The 19,234-nt window shown below is 44.2% G+C and carries 16 protein-coding genes; 8 read left to right on the top strand and 8 right to left on the bottom strand.

What is annotated here, in order from left to right; genetic code table 11:
• Nucleotides 1-235: 235 nt before the first annotated feature.
• On the bottom strand, nt 236-1,906 hold the full coding sequence (locus AC5JP1_RS01420; RefSeq protein ID WP_493842834.1) for an ATPase: 1,671 nt from the start codon (nt 1,904-1,906) through the stop codon (nt 236-238).
• 475 nt (nt 1,907-2,381) lie between these two features.
• Here AC5JP1_RS01420 and AC5JP1_RS01415 point away from each other — a divergent pair, with 475 nt between their 5' ends.
• The 5 genes from AC5JP1_RS01415 (at nt 2,382) to AC5JP1_RS01395 (ending at nt 8,358) form a co-directional block, all read left to right on the top strand.
• Entirely contained in the window at nt 2,382-3,086 is a 705-nt protein-coding gene (locus tag AC5JP1_RS01415; RefSeq protein ID WP_493842833.1) for an FFLEELY motif protein, read from the top strand.
• 323 nt (nt 3,087-3,409) lie between these two features.
• Nucleotides 3,410-4,267, top strand: a complete 858-nt coding sequence (gene ubiE, locus AC5JP1_RS01410) for a bifunctional demethylmenaquinone methyltransferase/2-methoxy-6-polyprenyl-1,4-benzoquinol methylase UbiE (RefSeq protein WP_493844413.1) — start codon at nt 3,410-3,412, stop codon at nt 4,265-4,267.
• Between the two features lie 89 nt (nt 4,268-4,356).
• Nucleotides 4,357-5,061: a ubiquinone biosynthesis accessory factor UbiJ gene (locus tag AC5JP1_RS01405; protein WP_493842832.1), complete on the top strand. Its 705-nt coding sequence runs from the start codon at nt 4,357-4,359 to the stop codon at nt 5,059-5,061.
• 115 nt (nt 5,062-5,176) lie between these two features.
• Nucleotides 5,177-6,835, top strand: coding sequence for an ABC1 kinase family protein (locus AC5JP1_RS01400; protein WP_493842831.1), 1,659 nt, complete (start codon nt 5,177-5,179; stop codon nt 6,833-6,835).
• A 95-nt stretch (nt 6,836-6,930) separates the two neighbouring features.
• Nucleotides 6,931-8,358 carry an FAD-binding oxidoreductase gene (locus tag AC5JP1_RS01395; RefSeq protein WP_493842830.1) on the top strand — a complete coding sequence of 476 codons (1,428 nt, stop codon included), beginning with the start codon at nt 6,931-6,933 and terminating at the stop codon, nt 8,356-8,358.
• A gap of 98 nt (nt 8,359-8,456) precedes the next feature.
• Here AC5JP1_RS01395 and ruvB read toward each other — a convergent pair whose 3' ends face one another.
• The 5 genes from ruvB to AC5JP1_RS01370 all read right to left on the bottom strand — a co-directional run bounded on the left by ruvB (nt 8,457) and on the right by AC5JP1_RS01370 (nt 13,642).
• On the bottom strand, nt 8,457-9,437 hold the full coding sequence (gene ruvB, locus AC5JP1_RS01390; RefSeq protein WP_319050670.1) for a Holliday junction branch migration DNA helicase RuvB: 981 nt from the start codon (nt 9,435-9,437) through the stop codon (nt 8,457-8,459).
• A 171-nt stretch (nt 9,438-9,608) separates the two neighbouring features.
• Nucleotides 9,609-10,229, bottom strand: a complete 621-nt coding sequence (gene ruvA / locus AC5JP1_RS01385; RefSeq protein ID WP_319050617.1) for a Holliday junction branch migration protein RuvA — start codon at nt 10,227-10,229, stop codon at nt 9,609-9,611.
• Between the two features lie 81 nt (nt 10,230-10,310).
• A complete protein-coding gene (fba, locus tag AC5JP1_RS01380) occupies nt 10,311-11,348 on the bottom strand; it encodes a class II fructose-bisphosphate aldolase (protein WP_443526129.1) in 1,038 nt (345 codons plus the stop codon).
• 438 nt (nt 11,349-11,786) lie between these two features.
• Nucleotides 11,787-12,173 (bottom strand): hypothetical protein, encoded by a 387-nt coding sequence (locus tag AC5JP1_RS01375; RefSeq protein ID WP_493842829.1) that lies wholly within the window; start codon nt 12,171-12,173, stop codon nt 11,787-11,789.
• 254 nt (nt 12,174-12,427) lie between these two features.
• Nucleotides 12,428-13,642 (bottom strand): phosphoglycerate kinase, encoded by a 1,215-nt coding sequence (locus AC5JP1_RS01370; protein WP_493842828.1) that lies wholly within the window; start codon nt 13,640-13,642, stop codon nt 12,428-12,430.
• A gap of 438 nt (nt 13,643-14,080) precedes the next feature.
• On the opposite strand from AC5JP1_RS01370, the gene AC5JP1_RS01365 reads away from it, so the two are divergent.
• Nucleotides 14,081-14,410, top strand: a complete 330-nt coding sequence (locus tag AC5JP1_RS01365; protein WP_493842827.1) for a TraR/DksA family transcriptional regulator — start codon at nt 14,081-14,083, stop codon at nt 14,408-14,410.
• 57 nt (nt 14,411-14,467) lie between these two features.
• Here AC5JP1_RS01365 and AC5JP1_RS01360 read toward each other — a convergent pair whose 3' ends face one another.
• On the bottom strand, nt 14,468-15,142 hold the full coding sequence (locus tag AC5JP1_RS01360; protein ID WP_493842826.1) for a thiamine phosphate synthase: 675 nt from the start codon (nt 15,140-15,142) through the stop codon (nt 14,468-14,470).
• Between the two features lie 93 nt (nt 15,143-15,235).
• Complete coding sequence (locus tag AC5JP1_RS01355) at nt 15,236-16,318, bottom strand: serine hydrolase (RefSeq protein ID WP_493842825.1); 1,083 nt, start codon at nt 16,316-16,318, stop codon at nt 15,236-15,238.
• A gap of 437 nt (nt 16,319-16,755) precedes the next feature.
• Here AC5JP1_RS01355 and AC5JP1_RS01350 point away from each other — a divergent pair, with 437 nt between their 5' ends.
• Both AC5JP1_RS01350 and AC5JP1_RS01345 read left to right on the top strand, forming a co-directional pair.
• Nucleotides 16,756-17,391, top strand: a complete 636-nt coding sequence (locus tag AC5JP1_RS01350; protein WP_319050626.1) for a response regulator — start codon at nt 16,756-16,758, stop codon at nt 17,389-17,391.
• Between the two features lie 35 nt (nt 17,392-17,426).
• Nucleotides 17,427-19,184: a sensor histidine kinase gene (locus AC5JP1_RS01345; protein ID WP_493842824.1), complete on the top strand. Its 1,758-nt coding sequence runs from the start codon at nt 17,427-17,429 to the stop codon at nt 19,182-19,184.
• The last annotated feature ends 50 nt before the right edge of the window (nt 19,185-19,234 follow it).

Genomic DNA, 19,234 nt, shown 5'->3' with positions numbered 1-19,234 from the left:
ACAGATTGAATTGAATATGTTTTGTTCCATTAGCCTATTAATAGGCAACTTGTAGGCGCTATCAACAGCGAGCTGTCAGTATAAACCACTGTCAAAAATCACTATTCAAAGCATGACCATCACAGGCCTAACTCTTAAAGTCCAGACACTAAAGCGCAGACATTGAAGCCAAGTTATGAAAACCAAAACATCAAAACTCTAATAGTGAAACCTAATCATTAAAAATTAGTTATTTTTATTCAGCTACTGCTGATAGCTGCTCAATCGCATGATCTAACACATCCAAACGTGCTTGGCGTTTTTCATTGGTTGCAATAACACACCATGGCGCTGTTTTTGTGTCTGTGCGTGCCAGCATATCCGCGGCAGACTGCACATAATCAGACCACTTATCACGGTTGCGCCAGTCATCATCAGTCAGCTTAAATTGCTTGTGCGGTGTGTCTTGGCGATCCTCAAAACGTTCAAGCTGCTCTTTTTTGTCAATAGCCAACCAGTATTTTATAACCAACGTTCCTGCAGCTGCCAAATCTGACTCAAAGCGATTGATTTCATCATACGCGCGCTGCCATTCGTCATTGGTTGCAAACCCTTCAATACGCTCAACCAATACGCGCCCATACCAAGTGCGATCAAAAATAGCGATACGACTGATACGATTGGTTTGCTCAGCAGGCAATCTGGTCCAGAACCGCCATAAGTAAGGATGCTGGGTCTCGTATAACATCGGTGCGCCAATATTATAAACTTGATACTCACGTGGATCGAGCGCTGCCACTAGTCTCTTAATCGTACCGCCTTTTCCAGCGGCATCCATGCCCTCAAAAGCAAAGACAATATGGCGACCTTTGCGCGCACGTAATAGCTCAGCAAGACGCGCTTGCTTCTCTGCCAGTGCTTCGCGGTAGTCAGACTTACTGATTTTTGAGTCGTCTATGTCAGTCAATTTCTTAGGTATCTTGACAGGCTTAAAGGGCTTTTTGTCAGCATTTGACTGAGACTTTTTCTTCTTAGATTGAGATTTTTCAGCCTTGGGTGCACTTTTGCGACTACTTACCAGTGAGGCTTGCATGGCATGCAAGACTTCATGACAGAAGTTATCAGCAGCTACAGACTTGTCGTCGCCATCGATAATAATCCAATCACCTTGCTGTTCGAGTAGCGTCGCTGCTACCTCATTAAATTTTTCGATGACTTTTTTGCTGTTCCAGTCTATTTGATACAAAAACTGCGGATCCGCTTCATCATCTTCCAAGCGACTTTGCAGCGTGTCAGCGTCAACATGAAACCAGCATTTTAATACTCTGGTATGATTGGCCACAAGATCTTGTTCAAACGCTTTTAACACTTTTAATTGCTGCTGTAGATAGTCTTGCCATTGAGCAATAGGCAGTGCGTCTGTGTCGATACTATTATTCATTAACTGAGCATTCGTAGACTGATCTTGGTCACTTTTGTCATCCGATGCTGCCAATCGCATGATGTTGTATAGCAAGTCCGCATACCAATTACCAAAATACACCATCACATCACCATGGCGCGGCATATCACTCGTATGGGCTTGCCAAATAGGCTGATAGCTTAGTGGTGCCTGACCAATGGTTGCTTCAACCTTGAGTAGTCTTGGATCAACCCACTGTCTGAGCTGCTTAACTGATGTGCCCTTACCTGCCTGCTCCATCCCATTGACAAGCACCAATAGTCCTGTTGGTTTGTTGGTGGTTTGCTGACGCGTGGCTCTTAGTGCATATTGCGCTGTCACTAGCGCCAGTCTCAGCGCATCCTCATCCATAGAGAACTGACTCAAAGGATTGGGCGTTAGGCGCTGCTCGACGACTTGCTCACTAAATTGTGCACTCACCGCTTGTAGTGCCGCAGGTTCAGTAGTATCATTTTTTTGGGACATGATTGGACTCGCTTTTATTTATAGTAACTGTATTTTTGGTAGCTATATTCTTAGTAACTTTGTTTTTATTAAATGACGTTTTTATTGATTTGTATTATTGCTCGGTTATTTTATTGTCAGATAATATTAAACCCTTTGACCGAGAAGCCTGTCATCAAGAAGCTGTTAATTAAGAAACTATGCGTTAAGAAGATTTCCGCTAAGTACTTCTGCACACAGCGGATATCGCTAGCAAAACGTTCTTTCAACTGTCTTTTCGGCTATTTTTATCTCACTTAATCATAGCACCGCGCCAATCGAGTAAATAATAGTGCTATGTAACAGTTTGGCATTTGTATTCTTATTTATTTTCTTTTAAGGTGAACACAATTTTAAGTGCTTGTTAACATAGATGCTCAAACACTCACTGACTCAAATCAACATACCTACTTTTTATAATTTTAAAATATTATTTACCTCTATAGGATTTACTGCCATGGCCGCTTTAGCTGATCTACAACAGCACTTGAACCGTTTTTGGGCACTACCTCATCATCAGGATGAGCAATTGAGCATTAAGCTCAAAGAAGTACAAACATGGCAGCAAGCACGCATACGTCATACTCATCGCGCACTGTTTGAGCAGCCAAAAAACCAGCTAATGGCAGATTATTTTTTGACCCAGTTGTATGGGGGTGACGAATTTAAAGTGTTGGCTGAACAGCTAGCACGTATATTGCCAAAAGCAAAAAAACTAGAGCGTCTTGCCAAAGAATCTGCATTAGAAGCTGGTAGCATGGGCATCCAAGCCGCAATTTTAGCCATCGAGCTAGACTTGCACTTAGCACAGTGGTTACTCGATCAAAACCTGCCAGTGAACGAAGACAATATGCTGGCCGCTTACCGCGCTGTGGACGAAGAAGCGGAGCGCCGAGTACAGATTGCCAATCTAAAAGAAGTCTGTTATCGCACGGACAAACACTTAAACTCATTTATGTTAAAAAAGGCGTTTGGCTTAGCAAAGACCACAGCATATCGTCACGGTTATCAACCGCTTTATGATTTTATTGATACAGGCTTTAAAGCGATGAAACCTCTTAAGAGTGTCAGCGACTTTATTGAGCCGTTTTGTAAGCGTGAACTACTGATCGTCGATGAGGTGCATAATAGCGATAAGCCAGTAGGGTTTGTTGTATCATAGAATACATCATTTAGAGTTCAATCAGCTCTTATAATACATTAGGCTGTATGTAGTCTAATAAAAAACGATAGGGAAACACGATGACCGATACTTCAAACAATAACAGTGCCCATCTTGACCATACCATACCTACCAATAGTCACTTGCAAAACAAACTGGTAGAGGACAGTATCGCTCATAGCCAGCAGATAAGCGCACAAATACTGCGTGCCCAGACAGCGGCATCTAACGCAGATAACAGCAATGCTGCTCATAACAGCAACAATGACTTTACCAAAGTTCAAGATCTACCAACTGGAACGCCGCAAGGCCAGCAAACGACTATGCCAAACAGCAATAAGAGTAGTAGCGCTAACAACAGTACCGCGCAAACGATCAAGCAAGCACTATTTAACCAACGCGATGACATCAACAATCCGCATACGCCAGATACTGATGGCGACGAGCCAACGCATTTTGGGTACAAGACCGTCAATAAAGCTGAAAAGCAAGCACGCGTGGCTGATGTCTTTACGTCTGTCGCCAAAAAATACGATATCATGAACGACTTGATGTCATTTGGTATTCATCGTCTATGGAAGCGCTATGCTATTAGTCTATCAGGCGTTCGTGCGGGTCAGCATGTATTAGATATCGCTGGCGGTACGGGCGACTTAGCTAAAGTATTTAGCCGTGAAGTCGGTAGAAACGGTCATGTTGTATTGTCAGATATCAATGCTGCTATGTTAGAGGTGGGCCGTGAACGTCTGATCAATGCTGGCTGTAACAATGTTGATTTTGTACTGGCGAACGCTGAAACATTGGCACCATTTGATGATGAAAGCTTTGATCTAGTGACCATTAGCTTTGGTCTACGTAACGTCACAGACAAAGACGCAGCGCTAAAAGCCATGTACCGCGTGCTAAAACCAGGCGGTCGCTTGTTGATTCTGGAATTCTCAAAGCCCGTGTTTGAGCCATTATCAAAAGCCTATGATTTGTATTCGTTTACCGCCCTGCCAGTCATGGGCAAGCTGATTGCTAATGATTCTGAGAGCTATCAATATTTGGCAGAATCAATTCGCATGCACCCTGATCAGCAGACCTTAAAGCAAATGATGCAACAAGCTGGCTTTGAAAACTGTGATTATCACAACTTGACTGCTGGTATTGTTGCTGTGCACCGCGGCTTTAAGGCGTAGAGCACAACTGGCAATACCCTATTGAACTGACGTTAATACTTAATATTCTATGCGCTAATCAAGCGCTCACTTAACGATGCGAGAGCCTTATGCTAACTGTATTACTATTGGCTGGTGCCGAAAAGCTGATTAATATTGCGATTGCAAGTGACGAGATTACCAAAGCAGGTTTGGCACCACTTGCAGGTAAAGTATTGCGTCTCAATATGGGCATGCCTGATATTGACTTAGATGTCCTGTTCTCTCATGAGCGCTTGCGTTTTGAGCCAGTCATGACTGAAAGTGTGTTTGAGCCAAGTGGCCAGATGAGCGAACGTCAAAAAGCCAGTACGGAGCGCGCACGTTTTGGACATAGCCGGCCAGACTGTACCATCACCGTAGACAATCCCGCTCAGCTGCTCAATCTGATGCGCGGCGCCGAAGGTAACTTACCAATCGCTGGCGATTACAAAGTACTGATGCAGCTAAAACAGCTGGTGGCAGGTTTTGACCCCGATGTAGCAGGTCAGCTTGAGCCACTGATTGGCAAACCAATGGCCAGTCAATTACATCTTCTCATCTCTCAACTCAAAGGCACTTGGCGTCACAATGCCAAACGTGCTTTTGATGATGTCAGTGATTGGGCCAATGACGTTGCTGGTAACAGCACACCTGACCCCGTCGAAGTCGCTGAAGCCAATGACCTTAAACAGCAACTCTTAAAACTGCGGGCTGATGTCGAACGTGAACAAGCCAAGCTTGCTGCTATTAAAGAAGAGCAGGCCCGTTTCCTCAATAACTCATTTCATCAGTAGTTTGTTTTATGAGTAGCATATTTAATCTATGATCAGCAGCCAGTATTGCTGATCATACTTACTACACAACATAGCGCCTACCCTATTTTCGTTTTTGCCCAGAGTACCCTATCCCATGCTACTATCTCACCGCGCCCGTTTACTTGAGCTTTGGCGTATCGCCGCCACTTATCGCCTCGATACCCATTTTTCTATCGAAGAATCGCCACAGCTACAACCGTTAATGCGCCTAATTCGTACGCATCCGGCAGCATGGGGCAAGAAGCATCAGCCAAATGGGATCAAGTACGCGCTTGAAGATATGGGTACACTATTCCTCAAATTGGGGCAGCTGCTCTCAACGCGCCGCGATCTAGTACCACCCGAAATTATCGCTCAATTGGTGCAACTGCAGGACAAAGTTAAGCCCTTCGACGCGGACATTGCTGTCGCTCAAATTGAGCATCCAAAACAGGGTCTTGGGCAGCCTATTGACACGTTATTCGCTCGCTTCGATATCAAACCATTAGCAGCAGCGTCTATTGCGCAAGTCCATACGGCTGCATTGCATGATGGACGTGAAGTCGTCGTAAAGGTCGTACGCCCTGATATTCGCACTGTAATCGTTTCTGATTTTGAATTGCTACGAGAACTGGCAAGTTGGGCATCTGCCCGTATCGAGGCTGCACGCGCCGTACATATCATTGATATCGTCGAAGACTATCGGCAAGTCATGCTCAATGAGCTGGATTTGACGCTTGAGGCGGATAATACCACCCAAATGCGCAATAATTTCTTGGGTTCGGCATTGATGTATGTGCCTGAAGTGTATGATGCTGCCAAAAACGTGATGGTCATGGAGCGTATCCAAGGGGTACCCATCTCGCAAGTTGAGATATTCGATCAGCTGGGTTATGACCGTGCAGCGCTTGCCAAAAAAGGTCTAACGATATTCTTTACGCAAGTGTTCCGTGATAACTTTTTTCATGCCGATATGCATCCGGGCAATGTATTCGTAGAGACGCCGCCTGTGCAGACACTACACGAAGGTATGGCAGCAGTTGATTTGGGGCATGAGCCACGCTATATCGGGCTTGATTGCGCCATTATGGGTACCCTATCAAAAGACGATCAGCTTATCGTGGCACGAATGCTACTTGCGGTCATGAACAATAACTTTACCGCGGTCGTCGATATCGTTAGCCGTGCAGGCTGGATACCACCAAATGCTGACAAGCATGCCCTAATGCGTGATATGAAGCGCACCGTGGGCCCTATGCTACAAAAATCAATCAATGATATCGATTTTGCTGGCGTGCTGATGCAGATTTTAGACATTGCGCGTCGTCATCATATGAGCATCCCCCCTCAACTGATGCTCTTGCTCAAAACCTTGGTTCATGTAGAAGGGCTCGGTCGCGACTTGTATCCTGATCTGGATATCTGGTCACTTGCCAAGCCCATCCTGAGCAGTTGGATTAAGGAGCAGTTAGATCCTATGCGCAATCTACAACAGTTACGCCAGCAGCTGCCTGAAATGCTACTGTCTACCACTGATATTCCCAAACTACTTGATCAAGGTCTACAAAGCCTTGCCTCACAGGGGTCACGTCAGGACAGCCAGTTGCGTGAAATTCAGCAGATTCGCGCTGACATGCTCAATGACCGTCGCCGCGATTGGCTGGCATTGGCTGGATTTGGGATCAATATTGGTATTGCAACGCAAGTGGGCTGGTTTGCACCCTTGTTTTATTTGTTAGCTGTTTTAGTCGTTGTATGGCGTATCCTAATGTAATTATAATAGAACAAATGCCTGCTATTAGCGATATCAAATAAATATCGATTATGTTAGTTTAAGGCTAAATAGTCGCATTATTTATAGGATACATCATGTCAGCACTAGCATTGTCACGGACTCACAACACTCTCAAACCAGACCATAGCTTGGCTATCGCAGCACTGCAAGAACGTTTTGGCAAACAATTGAGTGTGAACTCAACAGTGCGTGAACAGCATGGCCATACGATGACGTGGCTGGCCAATCAGCCGCCAGATGCCGTACTAACGGTGCAAGATAAGCAAGAAGTCGCAGCAGCGGTCGAGATTTGTCATCAGTATGATATGCCCGTGATCGCTTTTGGTATTGGCTCATCGTTAGAGGGTCAGCTGAATGCACCCTATGGCGGTTTATGCATCGATATGCATGCCATGGATACTATCTTGCAAGTTCATAATGAAGATTTGACTGTGACGGTGCAACCTGGCGTGACGCGTGAGCAGTTAAATCACTACTTACGTGATACAGGGCTGTTTTTTCCGATAGATCCAGGTGCCAATGCCAGTCTTGGTGGTATGGTCGCCACTCGCGCCTCAGGTACCAATGCAGTGCGCTATGGCACTATGAAAGACGTGGTACTCGCGCTTGAAGTAGTAACGGCGAACGGAGATATCGTACGCACAGGTACGCGAGCCAAAAAATCTGCTGCAGGCTATGACCTAACGCGATTAATGATTGGGTCAGAGGGTACACTGGGGATTGTCACCGAGATCACGCTCAAACTTTTTGGTATCAGCGAGTGTATTGGTAGTGGCATTTGTCACTTCTCAACCATTGAAGATGCCTGCCAGGCAGTGATGTTGACTATCCAGATGTGCTTACCTATTGCGCGTATTGAGCTGCTAGATGCGATGCAAATCAAAGCATGTAATCAATATGACAATCTCAATCTTACTGAGACACCAACACTGTTTGTCGAGTTTCATGGCACAGAAGCAGGCGTTGCTGAACAGGCTCAACTGTTCAGCGATATTATCGAAGAATTTGGCGGTCGTGATTTTGCTTGGGATACGAATGAAGCTGAGCGTAAACGTCTCTGGCAGGCAAGACATAATGCATATCATGCCAGCTCTGCGCTACGACCTGAGGCCAGTGCGTTATCCACTGACGCCTGCGTTCCTATTTCACGACTTGCAGAATGCGTGAGTGCCACCGCAAAAGATATCGAAGACGCTGGTATGATTGGACCTATTGTCGGTCATGTCGGTGATGGCAACTTTCATGTCTTGTTGTTAGTTGATGCGAACAATCCTGATGAAGTCACCACCGCTGAGGGTATTATCGGGCGCCTATCCACACGGGCTATTGAGATGGATGGCACTTGTACAGGGGAGCATGGTATTGGACAAGGCAAACAAAAATACATGCAGCAAGAGCATGGCAGCGGCCTAATGCTGATGCAAGCTATCAAGTCAGCGCTCGATCCTAAAAATATTTTGAACCCAGGAAAAATATGGCCTGAAGCTTTGCCCATGTTTTAAAATTATTGTAAAAATCACAGCCGATACTGAAATCAAAGCGACAACCAAAAAAAAGCGCCTACTTTCGATTAAAAGTAGGCGCTTTTCTATTTCGATATTTATAGCATTTGATCAATCGCCATCTGTGTCAGTACCCGTCCGCGAGCAGTACGCAGTACATACCCTTGCTGAATCAGGTAAGGCTCAATCACGTCCTCCAGCGTCCCACGATCTTCAGCCATTGCCGCTGCTACTGCTTCGACCCCAGCAGGACCGCCATCAAAACGCTCATGCAAAATCTCGATATAGCGTCTGTCTAAATGATCAAGCCCTCGCCTATCTACTGCCAACATATCTAGCGCACTACCTGCAATCGCGCCATTGATGCTGCCATCACCTTTTACCTCAGCATAATCACGCACTCGGCGTAATAACCGGTTAGCAATCCGCGGCGTACCACGAGCGCGACGGGCAATCTCAATCGCACCATCTTCACTCATCGGCACACGCATGAGGCGCGCTGCTCGACTGACAATCGTTGTGAGATCAGCAATATTATAAAACTCAAGACGCTGCACAATACCAAAACGATCACGCAGCGGTGAGGTCAACAGCCCAGCTCTCGTCGTTGCTGCTACCAATGTGAATGGCGGCAAGTCAAGCTTAATAGAACGCGCAGCAGGCCCCTCGCCAATCATAATGTCCAGCTGAAAGTCCTCCATTGCTGGATACAGTATCTCCTCAATGACCGAGCTCAATCTATGAATCTCATCGATGAACAGCACATCGCCTTCCTCTAGATTGGTCAACATGGCTGCCAGATCACCTGGACGCTCAAGCACAGGTCCTGAGGTAGAGCGTAGATTGCCACCCATCTCACGAGCAATGATGTTGGCTAGAGTCGTCTTACCCAATCCTGGCGGCCCAAATATAAGTGTATGGTCTAACGCTTCGTTACGACCACGAGCAGCACCGATGAACACTTCCATCTGTTCACGTACCACCGGCTGACCAATATACTCAGCCAATAATGCTGGTCGGATGTTGGCATCGGGTGCATCACTGGCACCCTCTAGTGGATTAATTAAGCGATCTTGCATCATAGAATTTATCGTTGTATTAAAAATATTAGGTAATAAATAGCATAACCAAACGCTGCGCATAAGTCATGCAAAACATCATTAAACAGGTGTCAAAACGAAAATAAGCGACACTCAATGTCGCTTATTTGTTTACTGCATAATGATACTGTTATCGATATCTGGTATTACTCAAAAGCCAGACAGTTGCTGCAGTGTGGCTTTTAGCAAACCTTGAGTATCAGAGAAACCATCCCCTTTACTCTTGGCTGCTTTTATCGCTAATTGCGCTTCTTTTTCTTTGTAGCCCAAACTGATCAGCGCACCTTCTACTTCAGCGATGATACTACCTTCGTGAGAAACCGTAGTTTCTTGGGGCGTCAATTCAAACGCACCATTATCGACTTCGATAGTTTTCAGCTTATCTTTTAGCTCAATTAATAAGCGCTGAGCTGTTTTTTTGCCGATACCTGGTATACGAGTCAATGCCGTCTCCGACTCTTGCTCGACATGCATTTTGAGCTCAGCTGCTGACATTGCAGAGAGCATAGCCAATGCCATTTTTGCCCCGACGCCATTGATCTTAATCAACTGACGAAAAACATCACGCTCTTTACGATCTATGAAACCGTAAAGCAACTGCGCATCTTCACGGACATGAAAATGCGTCCAGATGCTCGCTTGCTCGTTGAGTTGTAGTTGACAAAACGACGGCAATGGCAGCTCGATATCATAACCCACACCAGAGGTTGTCATGATACAAGCCGTCGGCGCCATCAAGTACTGCACCTGTCCAGTAATCAATCCAATCATTATTTACGACCTCTTGTATGAGCGATTATAAAAATCAGCTGCCATTCATTATATAAACGTACCTTTTACCAGTATAGTCTACTACTGGTAAAAGCCAACCATACCTTCAAGGCTAGTTGGACGGATCTTGTGCGCTTGACCTGCTGAACCAAACGCTTCAAAACGATTGGTACAAATGTCTGACATCGCGACCATAGACGCTTTGAAATATTTACGTGGATCAAATTCACTTGGGTTTTTTGCAAGGAATTCACGGATAGCACCGGTTGATGCCAGACGTAAATCGGTATCGATATTTACTTTGCGCACACCATGCTTGATTGCTTCTACGATCTGCTCCACAGGCACACCATACGTTTCGCCGATATCACCGCCATTTTCATTGATGACTTTTAGCCATTCTTGTGGCACTGATGAAGAGCCATGCATAACAAGATGGGTGTTAGGAATACGGGCATGAATCTCTTTTACACGCTCAATCGACAAAATATCACCTGTCGGTGGACGCGTGAACTTGTAAGCACCGTGGCTAGTACCAATAGCAATCGCTAGCGCATCAACATTAGTGTCTTTTACAAACTGCTCAGCTTCGTCAGCACTAGTCAATAGCTGCTCGTGATCTAATACACCTTCAGCACCAGAACCATCTTCTTCACCAGCCATACCAGTCTCTAGACTACCTAGGCAACCAATCTCGCCCTCTACAGAGACACCACAAGCATGTGCCATTTTGACAACTTCGCGAGTAACGCTAGCATTATAATCGTAATCCATTGGCGTTTTGCCATCTTCACCAAGCGAGCCATCCATCATGACTGATGAGAAGCCAAGCTGAATTGAGCGTTGGCAGATAGCTGGTGACATACCGTGGTCTTGATGCATTACCACCGGGATATGTGGCCACTCTTCGATAGCAGCAATGATCAAATGACGCAAAAATGCCGACCCTGCATAGTTACGTGCGCCTGCACTGGCTTGAACGATGACAGGTGAATCACAAGCATCCGCAGCCATCATGATTGCACGCATCTGCTCTAAGTTATTAACGTTAAAAGCAGGAACACCATAGCTGTGTTCAGCGGCATGATCTAGAAGTTGACGTAAGGATATTAGGGCCATAAGACGCTCTCTGATTGGATTTTGAATAGTATGTTAGAAATGACGACCACTCTACTGCCTATAAGACGACATGCAGAATGATAAAACCCTAAATAATTTTGGGCGTGGTCATCACGCGGTGATTATAGCAAAAATTGTCCTGTCTTCGTAGCGGTTACCTGACTATTTGTCAGTCTGATTAGTGCATCTGCGCCAACCACTTCTATCATACTTGTTCTGAGTCATATAGGCTTGGTGGCATAGATTGAGTGACATATACCAAATCAAATATGTTAAGTCACGCTATCCATTATCCTAATAGCGCACAACGCAAAAAGCCTTGGCAATCACCAAGGCTTTTCTAGTATTTCGAGGCTTATAAAGCAATGACTAATTAAAAGGATGATCTATCAGTTACTGATAATATCCAAACAGTCATCAAAGTACTTATTACTTTGCTTAGTACTGCTGTTCTGCATCAACTGCAACATCGTTAGCACCGTCAGCAACAGCGTTAGCGCCATCAGCAACAGCTTCAGCAGTGTTTTCGACCGCTGTGTTAGTACCTTCAGCGATAGCATCACCAGTGTTTTCTAGAGCGTCTGTTGCAGCAGCACCCGCAGTTTCAGCACCTTCAGCAACTTCATCACCAGCGTTTTGGGCAGCAGCTTCAGCTTCAGCGGCAGCAGCATCTGTTTCAGCTTCGGCAGCTTCTGCATTCATCTCAGCATCATCGCCAGCTGATTCAACAGCAGCTTCAGTGTTCTCTTCAGTTTGTTGGCTACATGCAGTAACTGCGAAAGTACCAGCAAGTACGCTAGCAAGTAACAAATGACGTTTTAACATAATAAACCTCTCGTAAATAATGCATGTCAAGATACATGGTCGCGCTATTTTATAGAGTGCGAATGAGACATGCAATAATAATTTTCAGTATATAAACAAATAATTACCGCTTGATAATGAATGACTACCGTTCTCACTTATGTGAATAAAAATAAGAAAAACAACAGTCAAAATATTATTTTCACAGACTACCTTAGATACCTACTATTAGTTGTACGTCTAATGTTACTAAACTGCTGAGTAACGTTAACTTCTTAGGCATCAGTTTGCAGCGCTGCAACTGCTGGGAGCACTTTCCCTTCGACAAACTCTAAAAACGCACCGCCACCTGTGGACATATAACTGACACCATCAGCAACTTGGTACTTGTCAATAGCCGCCAATGTATCACCGCCACCAGCTATAGAGAAACCATCGCTGTCTCTTACGGCAGTTGCCAGTATTTGTGTCCCTTGACCAAAAGCATCAACCTCAAAAACACCTAACGGACCATTCCACAAAATCGTCTTTGCATTAATAATGGCATCAGCAAGCTGCTCTGCGCTTTGTGGCGCGATATCCAATATCATGTCATTGTCGCCGATTGCATCAACAGACTTGATGGTTGCTGTAGCTTTCTGTAGAGAGCCTGTAAAATCAGAAAAATCGATATCGCCTTTATCGGCAACAACGGCATACTCCGGTAGCAAGATCTCAGTTTTGGTCATAATGTCACGCGCAGTATCGACCAAATCTGCCTCATACAGCGAGGCGCCAACACTATGCCCTTGAGCGGCCAAGAAAGTATTGGCAATACCGCCACCAACGATAATTTGCGAACACACTTCAGCTAGGCTATGTAGTACTTCTAGTTTAGTAGACACTTTTGATCCACCAACAATAGCAAGCATCGGCTGTGCTGGCGTTTCTAGCGCTTGGCTTAAGGCGTCTAATTCAGCTGCCAGCAAAGGTCCTGCGCAAACGCTTTTACCTGCTTGACGCATCGCTTGGGTAACCCCTTCTGTTGATGCCTGTGCACGGTGTGCGGTGCCAAAAGCATCCATGACAAAAATATCGCACAAATCAGCGTACTGCTTTGCTAAAGTCGTATCGTTTTTCTTTTCACCATCATTAAAGCGTACGTTTTCTAGTAGTACAACTTCGCCAGGTTTTGCTGCGGTACCTTGCATCAGGTAGTCACTATTAAGGCGTACTGGCGTCGATATTTTCGAGCCCAGCTTGTCTGTCAAATAGTCAGCAACTGGTGCCAATGAGTAGATGGTTTCAGGATTGCCTTCTGTTGGACGTCCTAGATGTGAGCATACAATCACAGCAGCGCCCTTCTCTAACGCCATCTCGATAGTGGGTAAACTTGCTTGTAAGCGGGCATCACTCGTAACCTTACCGTCTTTAATGGGGACGTTTAAATCCTCTCGGATCAATACTACTTTGTCCGTTAAGTTCAGCTCACTCATACGCAAAAAATTCATTACCTGCTCCTATGTATCAACATATTTGTTAATTTACGACTGCTATCATTATTAATAAGACCAATAGTCTTTCTAACTATGAGCCATTATATGTACTCAACGATTTGGATTATCGCTTTGCATGCTTACTATTTATGTCTTTATCGCTAAACGCTCAGGCTGTTTACCCATTTATTTTATTAGACTGGATAAGCAGTTAGAAATCAGCGGCGATATATTCTACCAGTTTTCTATCATAGGCTCGCAAGCAACGCTACAAAAACCTGCGTAATGTTGATATAGCGAGCTATTATTTTTAGACGTCTATTTCAACGAAACGACTATATTTAATAGCGTTGAGCCGATTCAATAAACAGTAACATTTCGTGGTGGTACTCAGCAGTCAGGGTCTTTATGATAGGAGCGTTGACAATAACAATAACCCTTTAGGAGAGCATTATGAGTATTGATTTAGACACTGCGAAACAAAACTTATTAAAGTTAAAAGATGAATACGAGTCTCGAATCGACAAAATCGAAGATCATATCCAAAACCCACAAGATGATCTCAATGAGCACTGGGAGGATCAAGCCATCTCATATCGCCAGAACGATATGCGCAAGAACCTAATGGGCGAGGCACGTCAAAGTCTCATTTACGTTGACAATGCATTGAGTCGTATCGAAAACGGTATTTATGGCGAATGTGAAGTGTGCGGAGAGCAAATCGAAGAACAACGATTAGAAGCACTACCCTATGCCACTTTATGTATGGAACATGCCGAATAGTTATTCAGCTTTTTTATCAGTTCTTTCAAAAAATGTTATCAAGTAAGTGTGTTCCCTTTAGGCGGGTATTTTCTGTTTAGAAAGTGCCTGCTGCCATTCATAGCAACGCTCAGCAACTTTATCTACTGGCAATCCCATGATATCGTTCACTACTGCTATAAGAGCAATAGGTATATCCGCCAGAACTGAGATATTTTCTGCAGTCAATCCACCTATGACACATATCGGTATGTCCTGTTGACACCCTTCAATTAGTTGCTGACGTGAGACGATATTCGCTTTTGGCTTAGTGGTAGAAGCAAATACCGCACCCATTGCCGCATAGCTTGCTCCGTTCTTTTTCGCTTCTTTAATGAGTTCTATATCACCGTGGCAGGTACGTCCAATGATTTGGGATGGTGCTAGAGCTTGCAAGGCATCACTAACCTTTCCATCTGTTTGACCCAGATGCACACCGACGCCAAGCTTTACTGCCAGTTCAATGTCATCATTAATGACGACTGGGACCTCATATATGTTAGCCAACTCGACAATTTGCTTCGCTTCCTCATAGAGCATCGCATCACCATTTGGTAAGCTCATGATCTGCTTGCGGCGAATCTGTAATAGCCCAATCAAACCTGTCGATAGCGCTGCTTCTAGCTTTTGGTACAATAGACCAAACTCATCATCATTGGTCAGCAAGTAGAGCTTCGGTGGCGCAATAGATTGAGATTGTGGCGATTGACTCATAGTAAACATCCTTGATTTATTATTCTTAAACACAACACAATAAAAAGGCCGTTATGTAAAATAACAGCCCTTTATGTATTCAAAATAAACGTTTTATACCGTACGGCGTGTTGCTAAGCTATTTAGGATATTTTTGGCATCTCCCCAACGTGTCGCTGAGCTGTTTGCCCCTAAGATAACGATAATCGCTGGACGATTATTAACACGTGTTTCCATTACAACGCAGCGCCCAGCTTCATTGATAAAACCTGTTTTTGAGATCCCGATTGGATAATCACCTGCACGAACTAAACTGCTGGTATTGTTGGCACTATAAGTACGGTTACCGCTTGAGTAGTTCGAGACAAAGAAATCATAGCTCTTGGTGGTAGAAAAACGACGAATGACATCGTAATTGCCAGCTGCACGTACCATTTTTACCAAATCATTTGAGGAAGCAACATTACGCTTATCAAGTCCAGTTGGGTCTCCAAAGAATGCCGTGCTCATGCCCAAATCTTGCGCTTTTCGGTTCATTGCACGCATAAAAGAGCTATAACCACCTGGATAATTACGCGCTAGGCTTTTTGCCGCTGGGTTCTCAGATTTCATCAAAGACATCAGCAGTAGCTCTGCACGGTTCATGCGGTCACCTGATTTTAGACGTGAGCTTGCACGCTTAGGACCAACAAAATCCTCTGGGTCAAGTGTGATCTCTTCACGCATATCGAGACCAGCATCCAGCACTACCATAGCCGTCATTACTTTTGTAATACTGGCCATAGGGCGCGCAATATCTGCATCTTTTTCGTAGATAGATTCGCCAGTTTCGGCATCAATTACTGCAACACTGCGCGAGTCAGTGCTGATTGGGATCATGTTGCTGCTACCAAATGCACCGCGATAAGTTGTATTGTAACGAGCGCCATTGGTGTTGCTACTGCTCGCAAAGCTATTGGTGTTTGTGATATTGGTCGTACCATAACCATTATCGACTTTTTTGATGGCTGAGCTGTTAGACTTATACATAATGTTGCGTGCTTCAGATAGGCTATCAGCACCGCCCCAACTCATACGGGCACTAGAGGTCGTCTCAGTGCTACCATTAATTGTAAGTGCGGCTTGTGCAACACTGCCCAAACTCAATGAAATCATAGCAGCGATCAATTGCTGTTTGGTTAATGGTAGTTGCTTCATTATGCCTCCTGCTGTCGCTATCACGCCAGTTACATACTGTCTGACGCCAAAAACGTACGTAGCGTTTGTAGATGTGTTTGTAAGTACTCACATAGAGCTTTTGTATTTTTAGTGTATCATGGTTTACATTTAAGTTTAATCTATCAAACTGATTTAGTGGTTTTTTTTGACTCCATTCAAACTTTGACACAACCAGTTTATATTGTGGAAACATTGATTCACAATATAGAAATATAACTTAACTTAGAATGCTATGATTCTTGATACCTTTCTATATTAACTGATAACTTTCAAACGGACTAAGTACTGATATTTGCGTGGTGCACTATCAATGTTTTTTATGTTCGGAAGCAAAATATACCTCACAACAGTTTCGTTTTTCCTACGATCTCATTCTTATAAAAAATTCATTCTGACAAACAACAAAGAGTATGGTTATGATTAAAGTATTGGTGGTGGATGATCATGATTTGGTGCGGATGGGTATTAGTCGCATGTTATCAGACAGCCCCGATATCGAAGTAGTGGGTGAAGCAGACAGCGGAGATATGGCGATAAAACAGGCCAAGCAGCTACGTCCTGATGTGGTATTGCTAGATGTCAATATGCCAAATATCGGCGGGCTTGAAGCCACCAAACGCCTGATTCAGCTCGATATGGGTATTAAGATTTTGGCAGTGAGTAGCATGTCAGCCCAGCCTTATCCTTCAATGTTGATAAAGGCTGGCGTAAATGGCTATATCACAAAAGGCACTCCGCTTGACGAGATGATACGCGCTGTCAAAAAAATCTATCAAGGAGGTCGTTATTTCAGTCAAGATGTTGCTGAGCAATTGGCCGATGTTTTGTTGTCTGATAATGCCACTTCACCTTTTGAGTTATTAAGTGATAGAGAAAAGCAAGTCGCCATGATGGTCGTCAATTGCCAAAGCCCTCAGCAAATTGCTGATCAATTATTTGTCAGTGTCAAAACCATCAACACTTATCGCTACCGTATCTACGAGAAAGTCGGGGTTGATAGTGATGTGAAATTGACCCACCTTGCCATTCGCCATGGTTTGATTCAACCCTAAGCTACTCAGCACCTCTTTTTTGTAATGGTCAATTTATGAAACCTGCTACCAGACTTGTCTCTGCCATCACACGCTACATCCATCAAGATGATACGATTCCTCTGCCGCAATTGCGTAGGTTGGGCATCATTTATAGCAGTTATCGTTTTATCGTCAGCATATTTTCTATGCTGATGCTATATATCGCTGCTCGAGCTGATAACAACGACTCTCTCCCCAGCTTCTTGCAGCAAACCGCATTGAGTTTTTATGTGATGCTGAGTTTGATTTTGCTGGGCCTGTTTTATGTGGTGAACAAACAGATGCGCCGGCAGCTCGCATTTGGTCTGGTGCTCGACGTTATTATATTGAGTCTATTGCTCTATACCGCAGGGGAGCCTGATTTACAGCTGACCATGCTATACATGGTCGTCGTTGCCGCCAGTTTCATGCTACTCCACGGCTCTCAAGCCCTAGTCATTACCCTACTGGCTATTATTTTTGTCATTTACCAACAGTTTTTCTATGCCATTGCCAATAGTATGAGCTTAGCTAACTTGGGTGATGCGTTACTGATGTCAGCCAGCTTTTTGGCAGTGGGCGGTTTGAGTTGGTCCATCTCTCAGCGTTTGGTGCAACTTGAAAAAGTAGCTGCAACCCATGCCAAAGAAGTCGAACGACTTAATGTGATCAATCAAGAAGTCATCACGCAAATGGTCAACGGGGTTATCGTCATCGACAGACAGCATATTGTCCTTGCAAACCTTGCAGCTCACCAATTGCTCAGTATTGCACAGAGCCCTTCAATACAAGCACATAAGACCTTGACGGCTACAGGAGATGACCGTAGCCATGCCGTTTTGTCCAACTTTGAACAGCAACTGAGCAGACAACATACTCAGCTACTCAAAGCCTGCTTGTCAGTGGCTACAGGACAATCGCGTACGTTTACTTATGATGTGCCTGAGGTAGCCAATGCTTCGATATTTGGTAAGCTGCGTGTACAAATCATTCCACTAAAAGATGACAGTAAATTAATTATTTTAGAAGACTTACGCCGTGAACAAGCCAGCGCACAGCAATTGAAATTGGCATCATTGGGTCAGCTGACAGCCAGTATCGCACATGAGATCAGAAATCCTCTCGCTGCTATCTCACAAGCCAGCCAGCTCTTAATGGAAGATTTTACTGAGTTTGAGACAGATGAAAGTCTATTGGCCAGTGCACCAAATGTGGATATGGCGGGCAATCATGAGCTCTATAAAATGATATTTTCACAAACGAAACGGGTGAACCGTATCATCGAAGATATTTTAAAACTGTCGCGCCAACAAGCCGCTTCTCAGCAATCAATTGTATTGGCTGAATGGATGCCCGCATTTTTAGAAAACTACTTCAAAGGACACGACATTTTTCTACGGGTGAAAACCCAACCTACTATCCAATTTGATCCTCATCAATTAGAGCAAATATTGATAAACTTGATCAATAATGGCTTACGTTATAGTAGCTATAGCCACCCTCATGCTTATGTGGAAATTGAAATTTACTACGCCGACAACGATGTTATAATCGATGTATTAGATGACGGTAATGGTGTAAGCAATGAAGATCTAAAACATTTGTTTAACCCATTTTTTACAACAGACAAAACAGGGACTGGTCTAGGATTGTATTTGTCACAAGCTTTTTGTGAGGCCAATCAGGCACGCTTGCTATATATTGCTGAACACGAAAAAACATGCTTTCGTTTAATTATACCCGCTATTGACTCTGATCATAATTTTCAAGCTGTTGAAGAAAACCTCTATTAGCATCGCTTTAGATCAAAACCTTGTCTATTTGTAATTCTTGAGTAGTCAAT

Source organism: Psychrobacter sp. H29 (genome assembly GCF_059073055.1).
Note: the sequence above shows the minus strand (reverse complement) of the source record. Positions and strands in the feature narration are given on the sequence as shown.